Genomic DNA, 24702 nt, shown 5'->3' with positions numbered 1-24702 from the left:
CCGGAGCTCGTACATGCGCAGGTGGTTCGTGGGGGGCAGCATCCTCGTCATCGGAGTCCTCGTGCTCCTCGTGTGGCAGCCGTGGAGCGGCGAGCCCTCGGCGCCTCCTCGCGCGCCCACGGGGCAGGCTCGCGCCGCGCACGACGCGCTGCCTCGCACGTCCACTCCCTTGCCCCCTTCCAGTGCCGGGCTCACCCTCCGCGGCACCGTCTTGGACACATCGGGCAAGCCCGTCGCCGGTGCGCGTGTCTCCGCGTCCTGGCCCGAGGACGGTGAGACGCTGTCCGCGACGCTCTGCCCCAAGGAGCTGCTCTCCCGTCACGACGCGCTGAGCCCGGAGCCCTGGGCGACCCGGATGCTCGTCGACTGCATGCCCGCCTCGGAGAGCATCCTCGTCTCCCTGCTGCTCGCTCGTCAGGGCGAGGCCCCCGTGCACGCGGAGACGCTGTCCTCCGAGGATGGCTCCTTCGTCCTCGAGGGTCTGCCCGAAGGCCCCCAGACACTGCTCGCGCTCTCCTCCCAGGGCGCGGGGACTCGCATGGGGGTACCCGCCGGGAGCAGCGGCGTCCCACTGATGCTCGACGACCCGCTGTTCATGTCCGGTCGCGTCCTCGATGAGGACAGCGCCCCCGTGCCCGGCGTCGCCATCACGCTCGCCAGCTGGCGCAACACGCGCTTCTTCGACACGACCACCGATGCCCGGGGCCACTTCAAGCTCGGCCCCCTTCCCTTCGACTCCTACGTCGTCCTCGCCGCGAAGCAGGACTGGAGTCCGACACTCGATTGGCTCCAGCTCCGCGAGGAGCCTCACGAAATCCGCCTGAGCCGTCGACATACGCTCACCGGGCGAGTCCTCTCGAATGGCGCTCCCGTGAAGGACGTGGAGGTGCTCGCCTCCCGCGAGAAGGTCATGGAGGACAGGCCGCCGCTGCGCGCGAAGACGGACGCGCAAGGCCGCTTCACCTTCGAGCCCGGCAGCGGTCACTACCGGCTCACCGCCGAACACGAAGGCCAGTACGCACGCGCCCTGGTGGAGCTGGGCAAGACGCCTTCGTCCCCCGTGACACTGAACCTCGGTGAGGCGCTCGGTGTCGAGGGACGCGTCACTGACGACCAGGGCGCCCCCGTGGCCAAGGCCCGCGTGAAGCTCCGCTCCACGGACCGCTCACGCGTCGAGGAGATGGAGACGCTCACCGGCCCGGACGGCCGCTACCGCGCGGGGCCCGTCGCCCCCGGAGGCTGGGACTTCACCATCGAGGCCGACGGCTACGTGGACATGTTCCGTGGCGAAGAGCGCGTCATGACCTCCAACATGCGCTCCCAGGACTTCACCCTCACGCGCGCCACGTCCGTCACCGGCCGCGTCGTCGACGGCGCGGGACGTCCGCTCGCGGGCATCAAGCTCGACCTGCACCGCATCGTCGAGCACGCCGGGGACTTCGAGCCCCAGGAGAGCACCTTCTCGGCCGAGGACGGCTCCTTCGTGCTCGATGCCACCGAGCCCGGTGACTACAAGGTGCTCACCTTCAGCGAGCGCTTCGTCCCATTCAACCTGTCGACGCCCGCCCCCGCCAAGGACGTGCTCCTGACGCTGAGCGCCGGTGGCACCGTCGAAGGCACCGTGACGGACTCACGAGGGCAACCCATGCCGCGCTTCCATGTGGTCCTGGGGCGGGTGGACGCGGGCGATGAGGCCCAAGAACCGCTGGAGACGATGGGCACGGATGACCAGGGCGTCTTCCGTCGCCAGGGCATCGCCCCCGGGCGCTACCGCATCTTCGCGAGGCGGTCGTCCCCCAGCGTGGACCGCAAGGTCCAGGCCGAGGTGGAGGTGCGCGACGGCGCCGTGGCGAAGGTGACGATGCGACTGCCCGAGGAGCGCTCCGTGGAGGTGCTCGTCGTCGACACCTCCGGACAGCCCGTGGAGAAGGCCCTGGTGCAAGCCAAGCCGCTGGTCCCCACTTCCGAGGAGCAATACTCGGAGATGCATCGGCTCGCCTCGGGCGTCGGCACGGACGCGAACGGACGCGCGGTGCTCCGACACCTGGAGGCCACCGGGTACAGGCTCGCCGCCACGAAGCACGGCTACACCCTGCTGCCGGAGCGCTCCACGCCCTCCTCCAGCCCGGCGGCGACGGGCTCCGAGGACCTCTTCATCCAGGCCGACACGCAGCAGGCCCGGTTCGTGATGAAGCGGCACTCGCATGTCAAAGGTCGCCTCCTCGGACCCGACGGCGCGCCCATCCCCCGCTTCCGCGTGAACGCGGAGCAGTTGGAGTCCGAGGACGGGACCTTCTCGCTCCCCAACCACTCCACGGCCGGGCGCACCCAGTTCGTCTTCAGCGCGGAGGGGCTGCCCACCGTGTCTCGCGCCGTGCAAGGCGGCGAGGCGTCTGCCGACGTCGACCTGGGAGACATCCGGCTCGAAGCGGGCCGCTCGCTCACGGGCGTCGTGCTGGACGCGACGACGGGCGAGCCCGCGGAGAACGTCCTGGTGGCGCTCGACAGCGAGCTGCGCGACGAGGGCCGCGACTTCCCGCGACAGCTCGTCCTGAAGACCACGGACCGCGACGGCCGCTTCGACCTGGGCAAGCTGGAAGCCCGCCCCCTCACGCTCCGGCTATTCCTGCACGAGCGCTACCGGGAGCAGCTCGTCCCCATCAACGCCACGCAGACCGCGGTGACGGTGCGCATGGACCCCGGCGCGCGGCTGAACGTGACGGCGCGCGATGCGCAGGGGAAGAAGATCGACGGCTTCGTCAGCTATCAGGGCCCGGGCGCCGAGGGCGCCATCGTCCTGGAGAACGGCGCCGGGAAGGCGAGCGCGCTCAACCCCGGGAAGTACACGCTGCGGATGGAGCCTCGCGGTCGGCAGAGCCGTCCCCTGGCCTACCTGCCACAACAGGTGAACGTGCCCTCGAGCGGCGAAGTGTCCGTGCAGTTCAAGCCCGCAGCGGGCGGCGCCACGGTGCGGCTGAGCGTGCCCACGGACCAAGGCGTGGACATGGCGCTGGTGCCCGGCAGCGTGCCTCCGCCCACGAGCCCCGCCGCGCTCCGCCAGGTCATGTTCCAGGGCATCTCCGGCACCTACGAGGTGGGGGACACCGAAGTGGTGTTCGCCCATGTCCCGCAGGGCAGGGTCACCGTCTTCTTCCTCACGCCCGACGCGCTCGGTCGCTACCACACCGAGGAGCTGGACATCCCCGCGAGTGGCACGATGTCTCGCACGCTACAGCTCGCGTGGCGGAGGCTCGACGTCACCCAGGAGTAGCCGCCTCGCGACTGTCGGACATCGCGCGTGCGTCCTGCGGGCTGGAAACGAGAGCCGCGCCGTGCTTCAGGTACGGTGCGGGGCCCGCCATGCACTTCAAGTTCGTCCACGCCGCCGACCTGCACCTGGACACTCCCTTCCGCGGCATCGCCGCTCAAGGCCCGCTGCTGACCCGGTTCCAGGAGTCAACCTTCCGCGCCCTGGCGCGCATCGTCGACTTGTGCCTGCGCGAGCGCGTCACCTTCCTCCTGCTCGCCGGAGACTTGTTCGAGGTGAAGGACCGCTCCGTGCGCGCGCGGCTCGTCCTGCGCCGGGAGCTGGAGCGACTGCACGTCGCGGGCATCGAGGCGTTCATCGTCCACGGGAATCATGATCCGCTCAGCGGCGACACGGGGACGCTCGGGCTGCCGTCCTCGGTGAAGGTCTTCGGCCCGGACTGGGAGGAGGCGGAGGTGCGGCGCGAGGGCCGCCGGCTGTGCCGCGTGCAGGGTGTCTCGTATCCCGACGTGGAGGTGCGTGATGATTTGTCCTCGCGCTTCCGTCGCACCGGCGAGGGCTTCAGCGTGGGCCTGCTGCACGCGAACCTGGGCGGCGCCGAGGGCCATGCGAACTACGCCCCCTGCACTCCCGCGGGGCTGGGCTCGCGCGGGCTGGACTACTGGGCGCTGGGACACGTGCACACGCGCGGCGAGCTGACGCTCCCCGGCGGCGGGCTCGCGGTGTACCCGGGCAATCCGCAGGGCCGGCACGTGCTGGAGACCGGTGAGCGCGGCTGCGTGCTGGTGGAGGTGGAGGACGGCGGGACGCGGCGGCGCTTCGTACCCGTGGACACGGTGCGCTGGCATCGGGTGGAGGTGCCGCTCACGGGCGTGGCCACGCTGGATGGGTTGATGGGTACGCTGAGCGAGGCCGTGGACGCGGCATGTACCCAGGAGCTGGACGGGCACGCGGTGCGCGTGGTGCTCACGGGACGCGGGCCGCTGCACCGGGAGCTGGCGCGTCCGGGGGCGCTCTCGCAGCTGGAGGAGGGGCTTCGCGCGAAGCTGGCGGCGGGACATCCTCCGGTGCTGCTGGAGTCGCTGCGGGATTCGAGCCGTCCCGAGCTGGACTGGGATGCGCTCACGGCGGAGGGCGGCTTCGCTCGGACGCTGTTGGAGGAGGCTCGCGCGCTGGAGGAGGACCCGGGTGCGTTGACACGCCTGTGGGAGGAGGAGGCGCTCGGCAGCCTGGGACAGAAGCTGAAGCGCCTGGGCGTGGAGGTGCTGGAGACGCCTCGCAAGGAGTGGGTGTCGCGCGCGAGCCTGCTGGGCGTCGAGGCGCTGCACGAGGAGGACGGGGCATGAAGCCAGGCTTGCGCATCGACTCGCTGCGGGTGCGACGCTTCGGGCACTTCTCCGAGCTGTCGCTGGAGCTGGGCCCCGGGCTGCACCTGATGTACGGGCCCAACGAGGCCGGCAAGAGCACGCTGCTCGCCTTCCTTCGCGCCATGCTGTTCGGCTTCGAGAAGCGCGGGCATCCGGAGCGGTATGCGCCCTCGGAGGAGGACACGCCCTTCGGCGGTGAGCTGCGGCTCCTCACGGCGACGGGGCCGTTGACGGTGCGGCGCATGGCGACGCCTCGCGGACGGAAGGCCGAGAGCCTGACGGTGCTCGGGGCCGATGGCGAGCCGGTGTCCGAGGAGCGCCTGAAGGACGCGCGGGGACATGTCACGCGGGAGCTGTACTTCGATGTCTTCGCCTTCCGGCTGGAGGAGCTCGCGGGCTTCGAGCAGCTCACGGAGGCTCGGGGTGCCTCCGATGCGCTGGTGGCCGCGAGCATGCGCGGGGCCCGGCGACTGCCGGAGGCGATGTCCGCGCTGAGCAAGAGCGCCGAGCGGCTCTACAAGCCGAGCGGGACGAACCCCGAGCTGAACGTGAAGCTCCGTGAGCTGGAGGAGGTCCAGGAGCAGCTCCGCGAGCAGGGGAACCGGCCCGCGCTCTACTTCGCGAAGCGCGAGCGATTGGAGGCGCTGGGCGGAGAGCTGCTCGGGCTGGAGACTCGGGTCCTGGAGGACGGGCGTGAGCTGGAGCGGCTGGAGCGACTGTCCTCGGCGCTGAGTGAAGTCACGGCGCTGGCGGAGGCCCGGGCGGAGCTGGAGGGCCTGCCGTCCCTGGAGACCTTCCCCGAGGGTGGCGAGGCGCGGCTGGAGGATGCGCTCCAGCGCAGTCGCAGCTATCGCGGTGAGGTGGCCCGGCTCGCGGAGAAGCTGTCGTCCACCGAGGCGGAGTTGACGCGGTTGTCCACGCCTTCGCCGGTGCAGGGGCGGGAGGAGGCGCTGCGCTCGGCGCTGGCTTCGTATGCGGAGCACTCGGAGCGGATTCGCGCGCTGCCGGCCCGGCGTGCGGCGCTGCGGGTGAAGCGGCGTCAGGTGGAGATGTCGCTGGAGGAGCTGGGGCTCGGCGTCGATGGCGTGGGGTTGATGGGGCTCGACTTGAGCGCGGGGGCTCGCGCGGGGCTGGAGTCGCTGTCGACGCGACTGGAGGCGGAGGAGACGGGACGGCGGGAGTCGTTCGCCGCCTGGGGGCGGGCTCGCTCCGAGCGGGAGCGGTTGGATGGGGTGCTCGCGCGGTTGGAGGCGGAGCTCGCGGAGCTGCCGGATGTGCGGCCCTCGCATGTGCGGCAACAGCAGGCGGGCTCACGTCGGATGCGCGATGTGCGCGGTGAGCTGGAGCGGCTGGGGGAGAAGAAGGAGGAGACCCGGCGACAGCTCGAGGGCTCTCGCAGTTCCGGCGTGGGGCCTGGGGCGCCGAACGTCGCGGTGATTCCGGTGTGGTGGGTGCCGGCGGCCGCGGCCATCGTGGTGGCGCTGGCCGTGGGCGCGTGGTTGATGGGTGGCTCGGCGGCGGGGGCGATGTGCCTCGCGGGTGGGCTGCTGCTCACGGGGCTGGTGGAGCTGGCTCGGCGGCGCGTGGAGTCGGCTCGCGATGTGGAGCGCGCGGCGCAGGCGGCGCGGCTGCGGGAGCGACAGCAGACGGAGGAGCGGCTCCGCGCGACGCTCGCGGGACTGGCGGCTCGCGAGGAGGTGCTGCATCGGGAGCTGCTCACGGCGTCGATGGAAGCGGGGCTCGCGCCGCTGGCGACGCTCGCGGACATCACCGTGCGCGAGGGCATGCTGGCGGATCTGCTGGAGAAGGCGGGACGGCGCGAGGTGCTGCTGCGCGAGCGGGACGTGCTGCGCGCCAGCCATGATGTGGCCTCGCGTGATGAGCGACAGGCGGGCGAGACACTGCGTGGACATGAGGGGCGGCTCGCGACGCTGAACGCCGAGCTCGCGGTGTGCCTGGCGTCACGGAAGTTCCCCTCGGGATTGCCCGCGCCCGCGGCGCTGACGCTGTGGCGGGAGGCCTCCGCGCTCCGACAGCGATGGCAGGACGTGAGCGCCGAGGAGGCCGCCGTCAACGCGGATGAGGACACCTGCGCGGCGGTGGTGACGCGGCTCCATGAGCTGACGAGGGGACTGTTCACGAACGCGTCCGGGCGCACCCAGGCGGGGTCCGTCTCGTCGGGCCTCGAGGCGCCGACCGGGTCCTTGTCCCTGAATACGCCCGTGGCACTCGCCGCGAGCGGCACGGAGCGCCCCCACGCGCTGACGGGTCCGGCGTCGCCAGACGGAACTCCGACCCACGAAGGCGCCCTTCACTTCACCAGGACGGCGGACTCACACACGTCCTTGCGAAACGCTTCGGGCTCGCCGAACCGCGATGCGTCGACCGAGGCCTCGTCGCCCGTGACCCTCACGGCGTCCAGCACGACGGGCCTCCGCGGGGCTCGCGTCCCTCCGGCGCTCGACGAAGGTGCTTCGTTCCACGACGAGGACCTCCTCTCCTCCAGGACCACGGAGGCACTCGTCGCGAGCGTGAACTCGGCCCTCGACGCGGACCGTGAACGCGAGACCGAGCGGCGCGCCGTGGACGAGCGTCGTCGCGAGCTGCGCGAGGAGAAGGCGCGCCTCGACACACTCTGTCAGTCCGAGGACGCAGCCCTCGCCGCCCTGCTCCACGAAGGTGGCGGTGGTGACGAGGAGACCTTCCGTCGTCGGGCCGTGCAGGCCCGCCGCCACGCCGGGCTCGTCCGGCAGACCCGCGAGCTGGCCCAGCGCATCGAGGCGCGCACCGGGCTCTCCGACGCGCAGGTCCGCGAGGCCCTCCGCTCCCTCGGCGGCGCGGACGGGCTGCGCGTCACGCTGGAACAGGTGCGCTCGCGTCACTCGGAGGCACAGTCGAAGCTCAAGGACGTCCTCACCGAGCAGGGCGCCACGCAGAACCAGCTCGAACAGTGGGAGAACGACGACCTGCTCTCACGCCTGCGCATCCAGGAGGAGACCCTCCGCGCCAAGGTCGCCGAGCTCGCCACCCGCTACGCCGAGGACAAGCTGGCCCTCGCCCTGCTCAACCGCGCCCGCCATCGCTTCGAGGAGGAGCAGCAGCCCCGCGTGGTGCAGCTCGCCTCCGAGCACTTCGCGCTGCTCACCGAGGGCCGCTACCGCCGCGTGTTCATCCCCGCCGGTGACGAGCGCGAGCTGCGCGTCAGCGACGGTCAGCGCGACTGGCCCGCCGCCCAGCTCTCGCGCGGCACCCGTGAGCAGCTCTACCTCGCCTTCCGGCTCGCCGTGGTCCGCGACTTCGGGGAGACCCGGGGGGCGCTGCCGCTCATCGTGGATGACATCCTGGTGAACTTCGACCCCACGCGGGCCCGAGGCGCCATCCACCTGCTCGCCCGGCTCGCCGAGCAACAACAGGTCATTGCCTTCACCTGTCACCCCTGGCTGCGCGCCCTTTTCGAGGCCGAGGGCGCGCGCCTGCTCGTGCTCGAGGCCCACGAAGCCTCCACCACGCGCAGAGCGGGATGACGGGCGCGCCCAACTCCCTGCTTTCCCCCTCGCGAGCCTGTGGCACACTGCGCGCCATTCGACTCCTGTTCTCCATCGTCTTCTGGACGTTCCTCGGAATCTCCAGCCTGCTGCTCTTCCTCGGGGCCGTCGTGGTGTGGGCGCTCACCACGCCCTTCGACCGGAACGGGCTCGTGCTGCACCTGTATTCGTGCTTCTGGGCGCAGCTCTACTTCTACGTGAATCCGCTGTGGCACCTGAAGGTGGACGGCCGCGAGCACCTGCCGTGGAAGGGCGCCGCGGTGCTCGTGTCCAACCACGAGTCGCTCGGCGACATCCTGGTGCTCTTCGGCCTGTACCGCCCCTTCAAGTGGGTCTCCAAGGCCGCCAACTTCAAGCTGCCCCTCATCGGCTGGAACATGCACCTCAACCGCTACGTGCCGCTGGTGCGTGGCGACAAGGCGAGCATCCTGAAGATGCTGGCCCAGTCCGAGGCGTGGCTCGCGCGCGGCGTCCCCATCCTCATGTTCCCCGAGGGCACGCGCTCCGAGGACGGCCAGCTCAAGCCCTTCAAGGACGGCGCCTTCGCGCTCGCCCTCAAGACGCAGTGCCCCATCATCCCCATCGTCCTCACCGGCACCGCGCGCACCCTTCCCAAGCACGGCCTGGTGCTGGAGACCTCCGCGCACTGCCACGTGCAGGTGATGCCTCCGGTGGACCCCTCGGGCTTCCAGGACGTCGCCGCGCTGCGTGACCACGTCCGCGACCTCATCGTCGCCGAGAAGGCCCGCCTGGAAGCGCTCTCCACCCGCGCCTGAGCCCCTGGCGACTTCCTGCCGGAAGCCCTGCTACCGTGGGCCTCCAACGGGGAGGGAACCATGCGAAGGCCCTTGGTGCTGGCGCTCACGCTCGCGGTGCTCGCCCTGGGCGCGGCCTTCGTCCTCGTCCAGGAGTCGCCCCCCGAGCCCTCCACCTCGCCGGCCTCCGTCACCCCCTCCTACAGCGCGCCGCTGGCCCAGGTGCGCGGGACGCTGAGCCTGCGCGGCCGCGTGCTCGCCGCCGACAAGAGCCCCGCCCCAGGCGTGGAGCTCTCCGTCTCGCGCGCCCTCCCCGGCGAGTCGCTCTCGCTGCGCCCCTGTGGAACCGACGTCGACCCCCCGCTCTCCGCGGCGGAGTGCGAGGACCCGGACATGCTCGCCACCCTGCGCGACCTCATCCAGGCGGGCCGCGGCGACACGCCCGTGGTGGCGCGCGTCACCACGGACGCGGAGGGCGCCTTCGAGGTGCGGAACCTTCCCGAGGGCACCGTCGCGCTGTGGGCCGTGGGCGCGAAGGGCGCCGCGTTGGCGACGGAGGTGACGACAGGGACGGAGGACGTGGAGCTGGTGCTCGAGCCGAGCGTCGTCTTCGCCGGCCGCGTCGTGGACGAGGCCCTGCGCCCCGTGGCGGGCTCGAAGCTGACGCTCTTCCACACCGCACACTCGCGCTTCTTCCAGACGACCAGCAACGGCGACGGCCGCTTCACGCTGGGCCCGCTGCCCGCGAGCACCTACGGACTCCAGGTGGACGACGACCAGCGGGTCGGCCCGTGCATGCGGGCGACTTCGCCCGATGAGCTGGAGGCGGAGGACATCGTGCTCCACCGGCCCCGCAACATCGTGGGCCAGGTGCTCCTCGACGAGCAGCCCGTCGCCAACGTCCAGGTGGAGGTCGTCGACACCCGCGTCACCGCCGAGACAGACGCGCGCGGGCGCTTCGTCCTGGAGGGATTGCCTCCGGGCGACTACGTGCTGAAGGCCCGTCACGGACAACACCAGGGCCAGGCGGAGACGACCCTCGACGAGGAGCAGACCGAGGCGGAGGTGACGGTGCGCCTGGGCACGCTCGTGCGGGTGACGGGCGTGGTGCGCGACACCGCGGGCCAGCCCATCGAGGGCGCCACGGTGCTCGCCAACTCACGCGGCACCGTCTACACCGACACGGAAGCCGTCACGGGAGCCGACGGGCGCTTCGAGCTGGAAGAGGCGACGCTGGGAACCCACCACTTCACGGTGTCGGCCAAGGGCTTCCTTCCCACCGAGACCACCGAGGTGGAGGTCACGCATCGCACGCCCCCCGTGGAGCTCACGATGGAGCGGGCCTTCGTCATCGAGGGCATCGTGGTCGACCCGGCGGGCACACCGCTGCCGGACATCACCCTCTCCGCCATGAAGTGGCTGCGTCAGCCCAAGGGCCGACGCGACGGCAAGCCCCATGACCTGGAGCATGGAGACCCGGACGCGCCCTTCGCGGATGGGCCGGTCATCGACGCGCTGACGGATGACGCGGGGCGCTTCGTGCTCAACCTCCCCTCGCCCGGCCTCCACCGGCTCACGCCCGATGTGCCGGGGTTCCTCGCGACCACCCTGGAAGTGGAGGCGCCCGCCCAGGACGTCCGCGTCGTGATGCAGCCGGGCGCGCGCGTGGTGGGCGCCGTGGTGGACCTGAAGGACACCCCGATTCCGAACGTGGCCATCACGCTGACGCCCGCGGGCCAGGAGGAGCCCGTGCCCATCTGGGTGCGCAGCGACGCGCAGGGCGCCTTCCGACTGGAGGGCGCGCCAGCGGGCCGGTTCGTCCTGCGCGCCTCGCTCGAGCACAGCGGCGTGGGGGAGGCCACCGTCGACGTGACGCTGACGGCCACCGAGACGAAGACGGTGACGGTGCGGATGGACGGAGGCCTGTCCATCTCCGGGCTCGTCGTGAACGAGGCCGGCACGCCCCAGCCCGGCGCGAGCGTCTTCGCCTATCCGCTGACCGAGCCCGACTCGGGCCGGCGACGGTTCGGACACCACGCGCCCCTGCCCCCTCCCGCGCAGGCCCAGTCCAACGAGCACGGGCGCTTCACGCTCGAGCACCTGTCGCCGGGGCGCTACCGCGTGGACCTGACGATGGCGGGCTACACGCTGCGCGGCGCGGACGAGGCGACAGACGTCGACGACCCCCGGCGCATCTCGGGCGTGCAGGCGCAGGCGGGCGTGACGGACCTGAGGCTGGTGGTGCGCTACGTGGGCGGAGTCCGCGGGCGCCTGGTGCGAGAGGACGGCACACCCGTCACCCGCTTCAACATCGACGACGTGCCCTACCGTGACGCCAACGGCGCCTTCCAGGTGTCCCTGGAGCAGCCGGGCACCACCTGGCTGACCCTCGATGCCCCGGGGCTCACGCGCGTGGTGCGCCAGGTGGAGGTCCCCCGGGGCCAGGACCTGGACCTGGGCGACGTGGTGCTCAAGGCCGGACGTCGGCTGCGCGGCCGCGTGCTGGACGCGCGGACCTCCGCGCCGGTGGTGGGCGTGGAGGTGGACGTGAAGTCGCCTGGCACCGGGGCGCGCCGGGACGAGGATTCGGAGGACCTGGACGAGGAGCGGCCCTCGCTCGCGTCGGCCATCACCCGCGCGGATGGCTCCTTCGAGCTCCCACCCCTCGAGCCCGGGCCGCTCGTGTTGACGCTCACCCATCCGGACTACCTGCCGCTCAGCGAGCAGGTGGGCGACAGCAGCGCGCCGCTGGAGCTGCGCATGTCCTCCGGCGCGCGCCTGGAGGGCACCGTGAAGGACCGCGAGGGCCGCCCCGTGGACACCCACGTCCAGGTGGTGAACCTGCTCGCCCCCGAGGAAGCCCTGGACGTGGAGCGGGGCAACGGGACGTTCCGCGTCTCGGGCCTGCCGCCCGGCGAGTACGCCGTCGCGCCCGGGGAGGACATGAGCTTCCAGGGCGACTCCGTGCGCTTCCTCCCCCAGCGCGTGCGCCTGGGCCCGAGCGAGCGCAAGGTGCTCCACTTCCAGGAGATGGCGGGCGCGACGACGCTGAAGCTCAACCTCCCCGCGCGGGGGACGATGATGATGAACGAGCGCGTGGCCATCCTGAACACCTACCTGTTCCCCGGCGACGTGCCGTTGCCCAAGTCCCTGCTGGAGCTGGAGCAGCTGGGCCGGAGGCTGGCGGTCCAGTCCTGGCCCCACACCGACACCACGTTCGAGGAGCTGCCCGCCGGGCACTACACGTTCTTCTTCAGCAGCCTGAACTTCGACACGCGCCGGGAGCAGGTGCATCGGGGCGAGGTGGACCTGCCCGCGAGCGGCGCCGTCACGCTCGACGTCCAGCCCACCTGGCACCCCCTGGAGCCCATCGAGGTGGCGGAGGATTCGGAGTCCGAGTGAGGCGTTTGCGTCCGCGCGGGATGCCGCTTAAGCCCTGCTTCCATGGGTGACAAGCCAGGGTGGGGCACCGACTCGGAGCTGGAGCTGGACTGGGGCGCGCGCAAAGCACGCTCCGAGCCCCGGGACGCGCCGTCCACCCCTCCCGAGGAGCCCGCGCAGGCGCTCGCGGGCAAGGGGGCTCCGGGAGACCCGCGCTACATGAGCCTGGAGCTGCGGCTGTCGCTGGAGGCCGTGCTGACGTCGGCCACGCTGCGCATGCGCCAGTTCCGCGAGACGCTGGAGATCCTCATCGGCTGGGAGGGGAAGAACAAGTACGAGGTCTGTGGCGAGGATGGCCGGGGCACCGTGTACGTGGGCGAGACGGGCGAGGGCTGGATGTCGCGGCTGGCGCGGAACTTCTGGCCCTTCTACCGCGCCCGGCTGGAGTGCATGACGTTGGGCGGCACGCTGGCGATGGCGGTGGAGCTGCCCTGGCACCTCTTCTTCGCCCGCGCGGAGGTGACGGCGTGGGACGGCCGCCCCATGGGGGACATCGTCCAGCGCTTCCGCTTGTTCGGCCGGGGCTTCGACATCGTGTCGCCCACCGGCGCGGTGCTGGCCACGGTGGAGGGGCCCTTCTGGAAGCCGTGGACGTTCCGCATCCTCCAGCGCGGCGAGCAGGTGGCCGTCATCCGCAAGAAGTGGAGCGGCCTGCTGCAGGAGACCTTCAGCGACGCGGACAACTTCAGCCTGGAGTTCCAGCCCTCGTGCACCGACGGCCGGCTGCGTCAACTGGTGCTGGCCGCCGCGCTGCTGGTGGACCTGACCTACTTCGACAACCGCAAGAATCGCTCGCTGTTCGGCACCGGCGTGGACATCGTGGATTGAGGGCTTCCTGCGAGTCGCGGAACATCCGAAAGCGAGAAGACCTGGACGCGGGCGTGCGCACACTGCCAGCAGTGGCGGCATGTGCTAAGTCCCCTGGCCCATGTCGACGAGCGACGCGCTGAACGCAGCAGACCTCGAGCGGTTGGCCCAGGCGGAGTCACCGGACCTGGCCGATGCCGTGCTTGCCCTCCTGGAGCAGGAGGAGCCGGAGCCGGAGGAAGGCAAGGCCCCGCCGAAGGACGCCTTCACCTTCGAGAAGCTGCTGCGCTCGCTCGCCCAGGCGCAGGCCCGCTACGACAGCGACTCACGGCGTGAGGCCTCCGCGGACGCGTGGCAGCGCTTCCTGGCCCAGAAGGACGTGCCCCAGCCCGCGCGGCTGGCGCTGGCGGACCTGCTGGTGTCGCTGTACCGCAAGAACACCCACGCGTCGCGGGCGGTGCTGCTCAAGCTGGCGGCCACCGCGGACCTGAAGTTCGGCCTGTGGGGCGGGCTCAAGCGCATCTACAAGCTGGCCGAGGCCGACCACGACGCGGAGCTGTTCGGCGTGCTCGCGTGGCGCTTCGACGTGGAGCGCCGGCAGTCCTACAAGCACGAGGTCTCCGGCGGGACGCTCCAGTACCTGCGCCGCCGCGCGTGGCGCTACCTGCGTCACCTGGGCGCCGCCGTCCCGGAGCTGTACCCGCAGTTCGCCGTGGAGGTGCTGCGCCACTACCAGGAGGACACGTCCTGGTACTCGGTCTGGGTGGCCCACCACATCTGGGCGCACGGCACCGGCAACTACACGGGCGGCTCCTTCGGCATCCAGCCGCCGGGCGACATGGTGAAGCACCGCGCCTTCACGGAGGCGTGGAAGCGCTCGCCGGACGCGCTGATGCGGCTGCTCGACACGTGCATGTCGGACCCCGCCGCGCGCTTCGCCATCCAGGGCCTGCGCAAGGACTTCCCGGAGAGCCTGCGCAAGGTGACGCCCGCGTGGCTGGACCGGCTGGCGCGTCGCCCCCTGGCCAGCGCCCACGACTTCCTGGTGGAGACGCTGCAGGGCTCCCCTGAGTTCCACCAGAGCAAGCTGCGCGAGCTGGGCCTGCACGACGCGGTCATCGCGCTGCTGATGTCACCCAGTGGCAAGGCGCGCACGTACGCCATCGAGTACGCCCGGGCGCACGCGCAGGACCTGGCCGCCGAGCGGCTGGTGGAGCTGGTGGCCAAGGGCGAGAACGACGTGAAGTCCTTCGCGGCCGCCACGTTGGAGAAGCGAAACCCGCGCGAGCTGGGGATGGAGCTGCTGGGGCGGCTGTTGCCCTACAAGGCCACGGCGGCGTTCGCGGCGAAGTCGCTGGAGCAGTCGTTCGACCGGGCGGAGCTGACGTCGGGCTTCCTGCGGGACATGTACCTGGGCACGTCCGAGCAGCTCAACTGGGCCAAGGGGTACGTGCAGTCCAAGTACGCGGCCGGGGAGATGCCAGTGGCGTTCTGGAAGGAGCTGTTGGAGGACCCGCGGCTGACGAAGAAGCCGTACCCGGTGGAGGGCCTGGTGGTGAAGGCGCTGTCGTCGTACGCGCCGGCGGCCATCGGTCCGGAGTGGCTCCTGGACAAGGCGGCGCACCCGCGCATCGGCTCGCAGGTGGCCACGTGGCTGCAGCGCGCGGACAGCCTGCCGGGGCTGGACGTGGAGAAGGTGAAGGGCCTGGTCTTCAGCGCGAAGCACCGGCACGTGGCGCTGGCGCTCCTGGGCAACCGCAAGCTGTTCACCGCGCGGCAGCTCACGGTGCCCTGGCTGCTGGCGCTGGCGCGGCGCGCGGACCCGACGCTGCACGACTTCGCGCACCGCTACCTGCTCGAGTACGTGGCGCCCGCGGACTTCAGCGACACGGGGGACGCGGCGGCGGGCCTGGAGCGCCTGTTCGAGCTGGCGCTGGGCGCCAAGCAGCCGGTGCCGGTGCGCGCGTTCGCCCAGACGTACCTGCGCTGCCACCACCCCCTCATCGGGCCGGAGCAGCCGGAGTCGAAGTCGTACGAAATCAAGCCCAAGGCGCCGCGCAAGGCGTACACGCCGGAGAAGCTGTGGCCCGCGCTGTTCGACGCGCGCGACGACGTGCGCCGCTTCGCGCTCGCCGTCACCCGCGCGGAGCTGCGCGCGTGGGGCTGGCACACGCGGGTGTACGAGCTGGCGGACGCCGAGGCGAAGGAGATCCGCAACCTGGCCTACGACGCGCTCCTGCGCGCGGGTGAGGAGGGAGCGGACGCCCGCTACGTGCTGCACCCCGAGGAGCTGGACCCGGTGAAGGTCTTCTCCCTCACGGAGAGCACCAAGCGCAGCACGCGCGAGGTGGCGGTGGAGCTCATCCGCCGGCACTACGCCAGGCTGGGCGGCGCCGAGCGGCTGACGTGGCTGATGCAGAGCGCGGACCGCGAGGTGGGCCTGTTCGCGGTGCGCCTGCTCTGGGAGAAGCACCGCCCCACGCACCTGCCGGAGGGGTGGAAGCCCGCGGGCGCGAAGGAGGCCCCCGCCACGGGGGGCGGCGCGCCGTTCGCGGACGTGCCGGCCCTGCGCGAGTTCCTGCGCAAGATGCTCTTCGGCCTGCCCCCGGGCCGCGCCAAGGAGGCGCGCGAGGGCGAGGTGCAGAAGCGCCTGTCGGCCAGCGTCGCCAAGCGTCGGGTCATCGAGCTGGTGCGGGATCTGGGCCTGGAGGACGAGAGCTTCGCCCGGGTCATCGCGCCGGTGCTCGGGGAGTTCACCGGCTCCATGGCGAAGGGTGAGTGGCAGAGCTGCCTGGCGTCCCTGGTCCAGCTGCGCACCGCGCATCCGAGCGCGCAGCTCGGGAGCTTCTGAGCGTCGGCATTCCCAGCGTAACGGGTGCCCGACGGGCGCCCCGGAAAGAACTTCATGTCCGTTCTCGCCATCGGCAACATCGAAAAGCTCCGCGCGCTCGCGGCGAACCCCCGCGTGCTGCTGCTCGGCGGCGCCCGCGCGTCCGCGCCCAGCCGCCTCACCGCGTACGAGCTGGCCTCCAACAAGGTGCTGTGGAGCAGTGAGCTCCCCTCCGCCGTGAGCGCCCTGGCCCTGTCGGGCGAGCGCTTCGCCGCGGCCCTGGCCGACGGCACCCTGTGCCTGGGCACCGTCTCCGACGGACAGGTGCAGACGCGCCTCACCGACGCGCACCCGGGCGGCGTCACCGCGCTGGCCTCCAGCCCCGACGGCAAGGTGCTGTTCAGCGCGGGCGCGGACGGCGTGGTGCGCGGGTGGGAGTGGGACGGCGCGCGCAAGGTGCACGAGTGGAAGGCGTCGCCGCAGCCCCTGCGCGCGGTGGCGGTGGACCCGTCCGGGACGTTCGTCGCGTGCGGCGGTGATGACGGCGTGGTGCGCTCGTTCACCCAGGCCACCGGTGAGCGCCGGGACATGGCGGGCCACGAGGGCGCGGTGCGCGCGCTGGCCTTCACGCCGCGCGACGGCCGGCTCGCCTCCGGTGGCGACGACGGCAAGGTGCGCTTCTGGTACCTGGTGGGCGCGGTGGAGTTCGAGGTGCGCGGCGACAAGGACTCCGGTCACGCCGGAGCGGTGCTCGCGCTGGTGTTCCCGCCCACGCCCGCCGCGCAGGACGACGAGGAGCCGGGGGACCGCGTCTGGTCCGCGGGCAGCGACGGCAAGGTGAAGGTGTGGCGGCTGGATGAGCGCCGCAAGCCGCGCACGCTGGACTGCGGCAGCAAGCCGGTGAACGCGCTGGTGTTCGTGGCGCCCGGCAACCCGCGTGAGGCGCGCACGTCGCTGGGCGCCATCTTCACGGCGGGCGAGGACCGGCGCGTCTTCCGCTTCGGCATCGAGACGGACGGCAAGCCGGCCAACGGGCAGGCCGTGTCCCGGCACGGGCTCGACGTGCTGACGGAGTCGCTGAAGGCGGGCCGCCCCAAGCGCGAGGCCGCCGTGCGCGAGGCCGTGGCGCTGGAGGAGACGGAGGCGCTCGACTTCGTGCTCCAGGTGCTCTCCACGGACAAGGAGGCGGAGGTGCGCCGGCTCGCCGCGCGCGAGCTGGGCGAGAAGGGCCGCGTCGCCGCCCGTCCGAAGCTGCGCGAGCGCCTGGACGACGACCATCCCCAGGTGCGCGAGGAGGCCCTCAAGGCCCTCGACGTGCTGGAGACGGAGTCTCCGCTGGCCGCGCCCCGCGCCGCGCTGGACTCGCGCTTCGTGGACATGCGCGTGGCGGGCCTCAAGCGCCTGGCGAAGCTGGGCCGCGCGTCCCCGCTGGTCCCCGCGCTCATCGCCAGCAAGCTGGGTGAGTCGGACGCCACCGTGGGGCTGGCCGCGCTGGACGCGCTGTCCGAGGTCTCCGCGCCCGCCGACACCGAGCCCCTGCGCGCCGCCTTCGAGCGGGGCCAGCCGCGCCTGCGCGTGGAGGTGCTGGTGCGCATCGCCGGAGCGGGCCTGTTGCGTCACGCCCAGCTGCAGCCGCTGGTCGCCCGCGCGCTGGATGACGCCGACGCGGACGTGCGCCGGGTGGCCTTCACCATCCGCGTGCTGGAGCGCCGCGCCCTGGCGCACGCGCTGGAGAGCCGCGACGAGGACTTCGCGCGCTCCACCAAGGACGTGGCGCGCCGGCTCGCGCAGCGCTCGCGGCAGGGACAGACGGCCGCGCTGACGGACGCGGACGTGCAGGCCGCTCGCGACGCGATTCCCGCGCAGGGCGCCGTGGGGGCCTCGCTGACGGAGAGCGACCTGGAGCCGCTCCTGGCCGCCATGGCCTGCCGCACGCCAGACACCGCCGTCCGGGGTGCTCGGGGCCTCGCGCAGCTGGGGGATGCCCGGGCGCTGGGCGCGCTGTTGCAGCTCTCCCGTGAGCCGGACCCCGCCATCCGCCGTCAGGCCGCCGCCGCCCTCCAGGCGCTCCAGGACGCTCGCGCCCGCGAGCGACTGGTGTGGATGCTGGACGACGAGAACGCGGACGTGCGCGCGGCCTCGCTCGACGCCGTGGTGGCGCTGGACGCGGAGGCGCCGCTGGCCTCCGCCGAGGCGGCCCTGCGCTCCGGTCACGAGGACGTGCGCGTGCGCGGCCTGGACCGGCTGGTGAAGCTGGGCGCCACGGCGCAGGGAGCCGAGCCGCTGCTCGGTGACGCGCTGGAGGACGAGTCCGCCAAGGTGCGCGGCGAGGCGTTCCGCACGCTGTGGGCGTGGAACGAGAAGGTGCCGGAGAAGGCGCTGGACCGCGCGCTCGCGGGCCGCTTCCCGGACCTGCGTGGCCGCGCGGTGGAGGTGCTCGCGCAGCGCGGCGCCGAGGGCTGGGCGCAGGAGCGGCTGAAGAAGTCCGTGGAGGACCGCGACGTGGGCGTCGCCACCGCCGCGTACGAGGCGTGGGTGAAGCTTGTGGGCAAGGAGAAGCCCGAGCCGCACCTGGCCGCGCTCGCGTCGACGCACCCCGCCCTGCGCGTGCTGGCCGCGAAGGGCTCCGTGCACGCGCCCGCCGAGCCCCTGCGCTCGCCGCTGCTCAAGCGCGTGCAGGATGAGGAACTGGACGTCGCCGTCGCCGCGCTGGAGGCGCTCGACAAGCTGATTCCGGGCGAGAACGGGCCGCTGCTCGCGGGCCTGTCCTCCGCCTCGCTGCCGGTGCGCGTGCGCGCGTCCGAGCTGCTCGCGCCCCGTGGCGCCGAGGACATCATCGAGCCGATGCGCAACCTGATGGACAAGGAACTGGAGCGGCAGTACCCGCCCGCGTTCCTCATCCCGCTGCGCATCCGCGGCGCCCGCGCGCTCGCGACGCTGGGTTCGCGTCGGCTCCTGTCCTGGTTCGCCACCACGCTGCTGACGAGCGAGCTGGGGGACTTGCAGGAGCAGGGCGCGCGCGGCCTCGCCACCGCCAGCCGTCGGGGCGACGAGGGCTACCTGCTGGACGCGCTCAGCCACGCCAACGTGGCGGTGCGCTCGTGGGGCGCGGACGGCCTGTCGCGCCTGGGTGATGCGCGTGCGCTGCCGGTGCTCACCGGCAACCTGCGCCATGACCACCTGCCCATCCGGCTGGGCGCCATCCTCTCCTTCGCGGCCCTGGGCTCCGAGGGCGACGGTGGCCTGCTGCACGGATTGGAGGACCGCGCGCGCGAGGTGCAGGAGATGGTGTTCGCCATCGTCCTCGCGCGGGACCTGCGCGCCACCCGTCGCGGTGAGCCGCCCGACCTGCTCGCCAGCGCGCTGTCCAGCGGACGGCCCGAGGTGCGCTACGCCGCGGCCCGCGCGCTGGAGCTGCGCACGGAGACGGACGCGTACCGCGCGAACCTGGTCGAGGGACTGCTGCCGCCGAAGCCGGACAAGGTCGGCGACATGAAGGACTGGCCCTCCGAGGAGGACCGCGCCAGGCGCATGGTCGGGCTCGCCGAGGCCCTGTCCAGCGGTCAGCCCGAGCAGCGCTACGCGGCGGCCCAGGTGCTGCTGCTGCGCAACAAGCCGCTCGACTACTTCCGCGAGGCCTTGAAGGTCGCCCGGCCGAGCTCGCTGGACGCCCCGTGGAAGCCGGAGACGGCGCCCAACGTGTCGCCCGTGCAGGCCACGCCCGCGAAGAGCTGGCTGCGCCGGCTGTTCTCCGCCACGAAGCCCGGTACGCCGGAGACCTCCTCGCCCGAGGCGGCCACGAACGCCGAGCGTCAGCACCTGCGCCGGCTGGCCTTCGGCGCGTACGTGGGCCTGCTGCGCCAGGTGTCCGCGGGTGACGACGAGGGTCACCGCGTCCGTCGCGACGCCGTGGACCGCGTGGTGAAGCTCACCCAGGAGGGCTACGCGGGCACGCCCGCCGCCGTGGCCGCGCTGCTGCGCGCCCTGGAGGACCCGCACCAACTGGTGCGCAAGGCCGCGCTCACCGGCCTCAAGGAGCTGTTCCCCGCGGGCAGCGACGAGCCGCTCTCGCTGGCCCTGGCCTCGCTGTCGCCGGACGTGGCGCGCATCGCGCTGGACGAGCTGGCCGAGCGTGGGGACGCCGCGAAGCCGCGCATCACCGCCGCGCTCAACTCGCCGCTGTCGGACGTGCGCCGCTACGCGTTCGAGCTGCTCGAGAAGCTCAGCCCTCCCGGCAGCCTGGAGCCGCTGCTGGCCGCGCTGGGCAGCGAGCACGCGGACCTGCGCGTCGGCGTCATCGAGCGGCTGGCCGGCGCCAACGATTCGCGCGTCACCGAGGCGCTGGGTCGGGCCATGTCCAGCGAGCACGAGGACCTGCGCCTGCGCGCGTCCGAGCTGCTCGCGTGGCGCGGCGACGAGCGCGCGGTGGAGGTGCTCGCCTCGTTCCTGCGCTCGGAGACGCCCGCCGTCGCCAGGCGCGCGGTGGAGGCGCTCGCCCGACTGGCCACGCCCTCCGCCGTGAGCGCCCTGGCCGCGCGGCTGAATGTGTCCACGGACCCGCACGAGCGGCTGCGGCTGGTGGACGCGCTGGGACAGACGCGCCGCCCCGAGGCGCTGGACGTGCTCGCGCGCCGCGTGCTGGAGGACGACACCAGCGCGGTGCGCGTCGCGTGTGTCCCCGCGGCGATGCAGGTGGCGGGCGCGGACGTGAAGAAGCGCGACGCGACGCTGGCGCTGCGCTTCCTGCGGCAGGCGGTGAAGAGCCTGGACGTGGCGGTGCGACAGGTGGCCCTGCGCCAGCTGGAGCACGGCGCCGAGGCCGGCCAGTCCGAGGTCCTGGTGAGCCTCTTCAACGACCGGGACGTCACGGTGCGCGCCGAGGCCGTGTCGCTGTACTCCAAGCGCGTCATCGAGCACGCCGCCCCCGTGGGCCCGCTCGAGGACGTGCTGCGCGGTGGGGCTCGCGAGCTGATGCTGCCCGCCGCCGAGGGTGTCGCGCACCTGCGCGGCGTGAGCGCGCTGCGCCCCCTGCTGCTGTACTCGCGCGCCGGTGAGGACGGTCAGCGCGAGCGCGCCCTGCTCGCCCTGGGCACGCTGGGTGACGCGCGGGCGCTGAGCGAGCTGGAGACGGTGGCCGCCGGTGGCACGCCCGAGGCGCCCACCGAGCCGAGCATGGTGTGGGCGGCGGTGGAGGGCCTGGGTCGTCTCGCGGGCCGGCTGCCGGACGGCGAGGAGCGCCGCCGCGTCGAGGAGAAGGTGGAGGCCGCCGCGGTGGAGGGCGCCGACGTCTCGCTCCAGCAGGCGGGCGTGAAGGGCCTGCGCGCCATCGGCGGCGAGCGCGCCCGGGTAAAGGTCGAGGCGCTGCTGCTCGACACGGACACCCACCTGCTCGTGCGAATCACGGCGGCGCAGGAGCTGGGCAAGCTCAAGGACGTGGAGGCGGAGACCACGCTCGCCACCATCCTGGACGACTCCACGGAGCTGCTCCGAAAGGAGGCGCGCAAGGCGCTGGACGAGCTGTTCCCGAAGGAGCGCACCCGCGTCGAGTTCCTCGCCGTGGCCAGCCGCTACCAGGACATCTCCGAGCCGGCCGTCACGTACCTGTCCCGCGAGGGCGACCCGGCGCTGCTGGTGCCCCGGCTCGCCACGCTGACCAACGAGGAGCTGCGGCTGAGCCTGCGTCGGGGACTCGCGCGGCGCGGCGCGCTGCCGGTGCCCGAGACGGTGACGCTGCTGGAGCACGACAAGGCGGAGGCCCGCCAGGAGGCGGCCCTGCTGATTGGCACGTGGACCGGCGAGGCGCGCGCCTCCGGACAGGTGGACCTGGCGGCGCTGTCCCGCGCGCTGGTCACCTCCGAGCGGCGCACCGCGAAGGACTGGGCGGCCACGCCTCCCGGCCCGAAGAAGACCGCGCTCGCCTCCGCGTGGGAGCGCCTCCTGTGGGCCGGCTCGCGGCTGGGCACGGCGGGGCTCGCCGACTCCGCGCGCGACATCCTCAAGGCCGGTGAGCATGGCTCTCCCGCGACCGTGCGTCAGGAGGCGGCCCGCGTGCTGTCCCGCCTGGGCACGGCCGGTGCCACGCTGAAGCTCCAGGGCCAGGACACCTCGACGCCCGTGCTGTCCAACGACAAGGAGCGCGCCGCCTCCGCGGACGTGCTCAAGGGCGCGCTGACGGACCCGGACGCCCGGGTGCGCTCGGCGGCCGCGGATGCACTGGCGCGGCTGGCCCCCGAGAAGGCCGCGGCCTGGGCGCTGGAGGTGAAGCCGTTCGACCCGGTGGCATTGGGGCCCACGGGCGCGAGGGTGCCCGCCGAGGCCCTGGCCACGTCCGAGGGTCGCCGCCTCGCGGAGCCCTCGCTGCTGGGTCAGGGGAATCTCGCGCCGCTGGCCGCGTTGGCCCAGAGCGCGAAGCCCGAGGTGAAGCAGGAAGCCTGGGCCGGCATGGGCCGGCTGGGCGGTGACGAGGCGGCGAAGCTGCTGCACACGGCCGCCTTCGACAAGTCTCAGTCCGTGGAGCTGCGCAAGGCCGCTTGGCGCGCCCACAAACGTGCACGTCGCGCCGCCGAGCGCGCGAAGAACCACCGGAAGGAAGGGAACCCGTCGTGACGACCGCCACCCGTCACCCCGTCGAGCTTCGCTACGCCACCGCGAGCGACGTGGAGTCCCACGCGGACGCCTCGCGCGTGCTCCTGGCCCTGGAGGGCTCGCGCGGCACCGTCGGCGTGCGAGGCCGCCTCAAGGACGCGTCCTTGTTCCGCGACGCGCTCACCGCCACGTTCGGCATCCTCGCCAGCGACCTGCGCTACCGGGGCAAGGACCGCACCGCGTACCTCGCGTACCTCATGAAGAAGGGGAAGCGGGCGAGCGCGCAGATCTGGGAGGCCCAGAAGGCCTTCCTCGACAACGCGCTCGACGGCGAGCAGAAGCAGGACGCCGTGCTGGACCCGGTGCTCACCGTGGACCCGGACAGCGTCTCGCTGGAGGTGTTCTCCCGCGACGAGAGCGCCTACGCGCGCCTGTCCCTGGACAACAGCCTCTTCGAGGGCCGTGAGGCCGCGCACGGCTCCACCTTCCTGGACGTCCCATCGGACCTGCTCTCGCGCATGGACCGGCTGCGAACCTACCTGCCCGTGTCGCTGGAGGCCCACGTCGCGCTGCCCGCCAAACAGGCCCGTGAGCCGCGCAACGTGCAGGTGCCGCACGCGTGGCTGCGCGGCTTCCTCCAGGTGCAGTCCGCGGCGACGCTGCCCGCGAACACGTGCGAGCTGGCGCCCATCGACCTGTACAACCTCCTCTCCGCGCTGCGCACCCGCAAGGCGAAGAAGGCCCCGCGCGCGCTGCGCTTCGAGCTGGTCCCCGGCGCTCCGCCCCGACTGGTGCTGGAGCCGTGGGAGCTGGTGCTCGAGTGCCACGGCGGCAAGTACACCGGCACCGCGCCCGCGGTGGTGCGCACGTTCGGCCGTCAGCGGCTGGTCGCGCTCGCGCGGCTGTTGCCGCATGCGAAGTCCGTGCGCCTGCAGCTCATGGGTCCGGGCCTGCCGGTGTTCTGGGTCATCGACATGGGCCAGGCCACGCTGACCATGGGCCTCACGGGCTGGACGGAGAGCGGCTGGTCCTCCGCCGCGGCCTTCGACGTGCTCATGCCCCGCGCGGTGCCGGAAGGGCTGGCCGAGAAGCTGCGCGGGAAGCTGCGCGCCGACGGCCCGCAGACCTTCGAGCCGCTGGTCGCCGCCGCCGGTGGCGCGACGAAGGAGCAGGTGCGCGCGGCGCTGCAGCTCGAGTGCCTGCGCGGCCGCGTCCTCTTCGACGTGGCCCAGGGCAAGTACCGCCCGCGCGAGCTGATGGCCACGCCCGTGGACGAGTCCGTCATCCGCTTCGGCAGCGAGCGCGAGGCCCGCGCCCACCGCCTGCTCGGCGACGGCGGCCCGGGTGCCGGCGAGGTGAAGCTCACCAAGGTGCATGACATGGTGGGCGAGGGCACGCGCATCCACGGCGAGGTGGTGGACCGCGAGGCCGTGCGCAGCTTCTTCCCCAGCTTCACGCTGGATTTGGAAGGCCGCGTGAAGGACGCGTCCTGCGGGTGTCCGCACTTCCGCCGCTCCGGCATGCGCGAGGGTCCGTGCGAGCACCAGCTCGCGCTGCGCCTGGTCTACGCGCGCCGCCGCGCCGAGGAAGAGGCGCTCCGGCAGACGCCCGAGGGCCGCAAGCACATCCGCGCGGAGACGCGCTCGTACGTGCGCCGCGACGCGGAGAGCGGACAGGAGATGGTGTACCGCGTTTCCCTGGATGGCCAGGTGGTCGCCGTGGAGTGGGGCCTTCGCACCGGCGAAGCGCGTCACCAGCGGCTCTGGTTCGACACGGACGTGGAGGCGCGCACCGCGTATTTCACGCGCCTGGAGAAGCTTTCGGCCGACGGCTACATCGACGCGGCCTCGTCATTGGTGTAAACCCTCAACCACGGCTCGGTCGCCTTCAAAGGCGGCCGACAGGGAAGGTGCGACGGAAGACACGATGAAGCGCGCTTCACGCGCGAGCAGCCGAGAGAGGTCTGGAGTGCATCAGCCTGAGCGCCTCGAGCGCGGGAGCGGCGTTGCGCCGCTCCGGTTTGAATGCAGGACACTCTCCGCAAGGTAGCCTGTTCTTGGCTCTCTCCCTCCCATGCACTACGGCCGGGGTGGGCAGCGGAGCC

9 protein-coding genes are annotated in these 24702 nt (G+C 72.6%); all 9 read left to right on the top strand.

Going from position 1 to position 24702, the window contains the following annotated elements; all coding sequences use genetic code 11:
* Window positions 1–13 precede the first annotated feature (13 nt).
* Window positions 14–3271, top strand: a complete 3258-nt coding sequence (locus AC6JA9_RS00815; RefSeq protein WP_497958943.1) for a carboxypeptidase regulatory-like domain-containing protein — start codon at window positions 14–16, stop codon at window positions 3269–3271.
* 89 nt (window positions 3272–3360) lie between these two features.
* A complete protein-coding gene (locus AC6JA9_RS00810; RefSeq protein WP_497958942.1) occupies window positions 3361–4614 on the top strand; it encodes a metallophosphoesterase family protein in 1254 nt (417 codons plus the stop codon).
* Window positions 4611–8159 (top strand): AAA family ATPase, encoded by a 3549-nt coding sequence (locus tag AC6JA9_RS00805; protein ID WP_497958941.1) that lies wholly within the window; start codon window positions 4611–4613, stop codon window positions 8157–8159. The genes AC6JA9_RS00810 and AC6JA9_RS00805 overlap by 4 nt, the downstream gene beginning before the upstream one ends.
* A 110-nt stretch (window positions 8160–8269) precedes the next feature.
* On the top strand, window positions 8270–8956 hold the full coding sequence (locus AC6JA9_RS00800; RefSeq protein ID WP_223749521.1) for a lysophospholipid acyltransferase family protein: 687 nt from the start codon (window positions 8270–8272) through the stop codon (window positions 8954–8956).
* A gap of 60 nt (window positions 8957–9016) precedes the next feature.
* Window positions 9017–12337 (top strand): carboxypeptidase regulatory-like domain-containing protein, encoded by a 3321-nt coding sequence (locus tag AC6JA9_RS00795; RefSeq protein ID WP_497958940.1) that lies wholly within the window; start codon window positions 9017–9019, stop codon window positions 12335–12337.
* Between the two features lie 42 nt (window positions 12338–12379).
* On the top strand, window positions 12380–13204 hold the full coding sequence (locus tag AC6JA9_RS00790; protein ID WP_223749365.1) for a phospholipid scramblase-related protein: 825 nt from the start codon (window positions 12380–12382) through the stop codon (window positions 13202–13204).
* A gap of 100 nt (window positions 13205–13304) precedes the next feature.
* Window positions 13305–16034, top strand: coding sequence for a hypothetical protein (locus tag AC6JA9_RS00785; protein ID WP_497958939.1), 2730 nt, complete (start codon window positions 13305–13307; stop codon window positions 16032–16034).
* Between the two features lie 54 nt (window positions 16035–16088).
* Window positions 16089–22619 (top strand): HEAT repeat domain-containing protein, encoded by a 6531-nt coding sequence (locus tag AC6JA9_RS00780; protein ID WP_497958938.1) that lies wholly within the window; start codon window positions 16089–16091, stop codon window positions 22617–22619.
* Window positions 22616–24460 (top strand): SWIM zinc finger family protein, encoded by a 1845-nt coding sequence (locus tag AC6JA9_RS00775; protein ID WP_497958937.1) that lies wholly within the window; start codon window positions 22616–22618, stop codon window positions 24458–24460. Before AC6JA9_RS00780 ends, AC6JA9_RS00775 begins: the two co-directional genes overlap by 4 nt.
* The last annotated feature ends 242 nt before the right edge of the window (window positions 24461–24702 follow it).

The organism is Myxococcus sp. MH1 (assembly GCF_059738865.1).
Note: the sequence above shows the minus strand (reverse complement) of the source record. Positions and strands in the feature narration are given on the sequence as shown.

Bases quoted from the DNA above. Each gene is read 5' to 3' on its own strand.
- AC6JA9_RS00815 (WP_497958943.1), top strand. From the start codon at position 14: ATGCGCAGGTGGTTCGTGGGGGGCAGCATCCTCGTCATCGGAGTCCTC.
- AC6JA9_RS00810 (WP_497958942.1), top strand. From the start codon at position 3,361: ATGCACTTCAAGTTCGTCCACGCCGCCGACCTGCACCTGGACACTCCC.
- AC6JA9_RS00805 (WP_497958941.1), top strand. From the start codon at position 4,611: ATGAAGCCAGGCTTGCGCATCGACTCGCTGCGGGTGCGACGCTTCGGG.
- AC6JA9_RS00795 (WP_497958940.1), top strand. From the start codon at position 9,017: ATGCGAAGGCCCTTGGTGCTGGCGCTCACGCTCGCGGTGCTCGCCCTG.
- AC6JA9_RS00790 (WP_223749365.1), top strand. From the start codon at position 12,380: ATGGGTGACAAGCCAGGGTGGGGCACCGACTCGGAGCTGGAGCTGGAC.
- AC6JA9_RS00785 (WP_497958939.1), top strand. From the start codon at position 13,305: ATGTCGACGAGCGACGCGCTGAACGCAGCAGACCTCGAGCGGTTGGCC.
- AC6JA9_RS00780 (WP_497958938.1), top strand. From the start codon at position 16,089: ATGTCCGTTCTCGCCATCGGCAACATCGAAAAGCTCCGCGCGCTCGCG.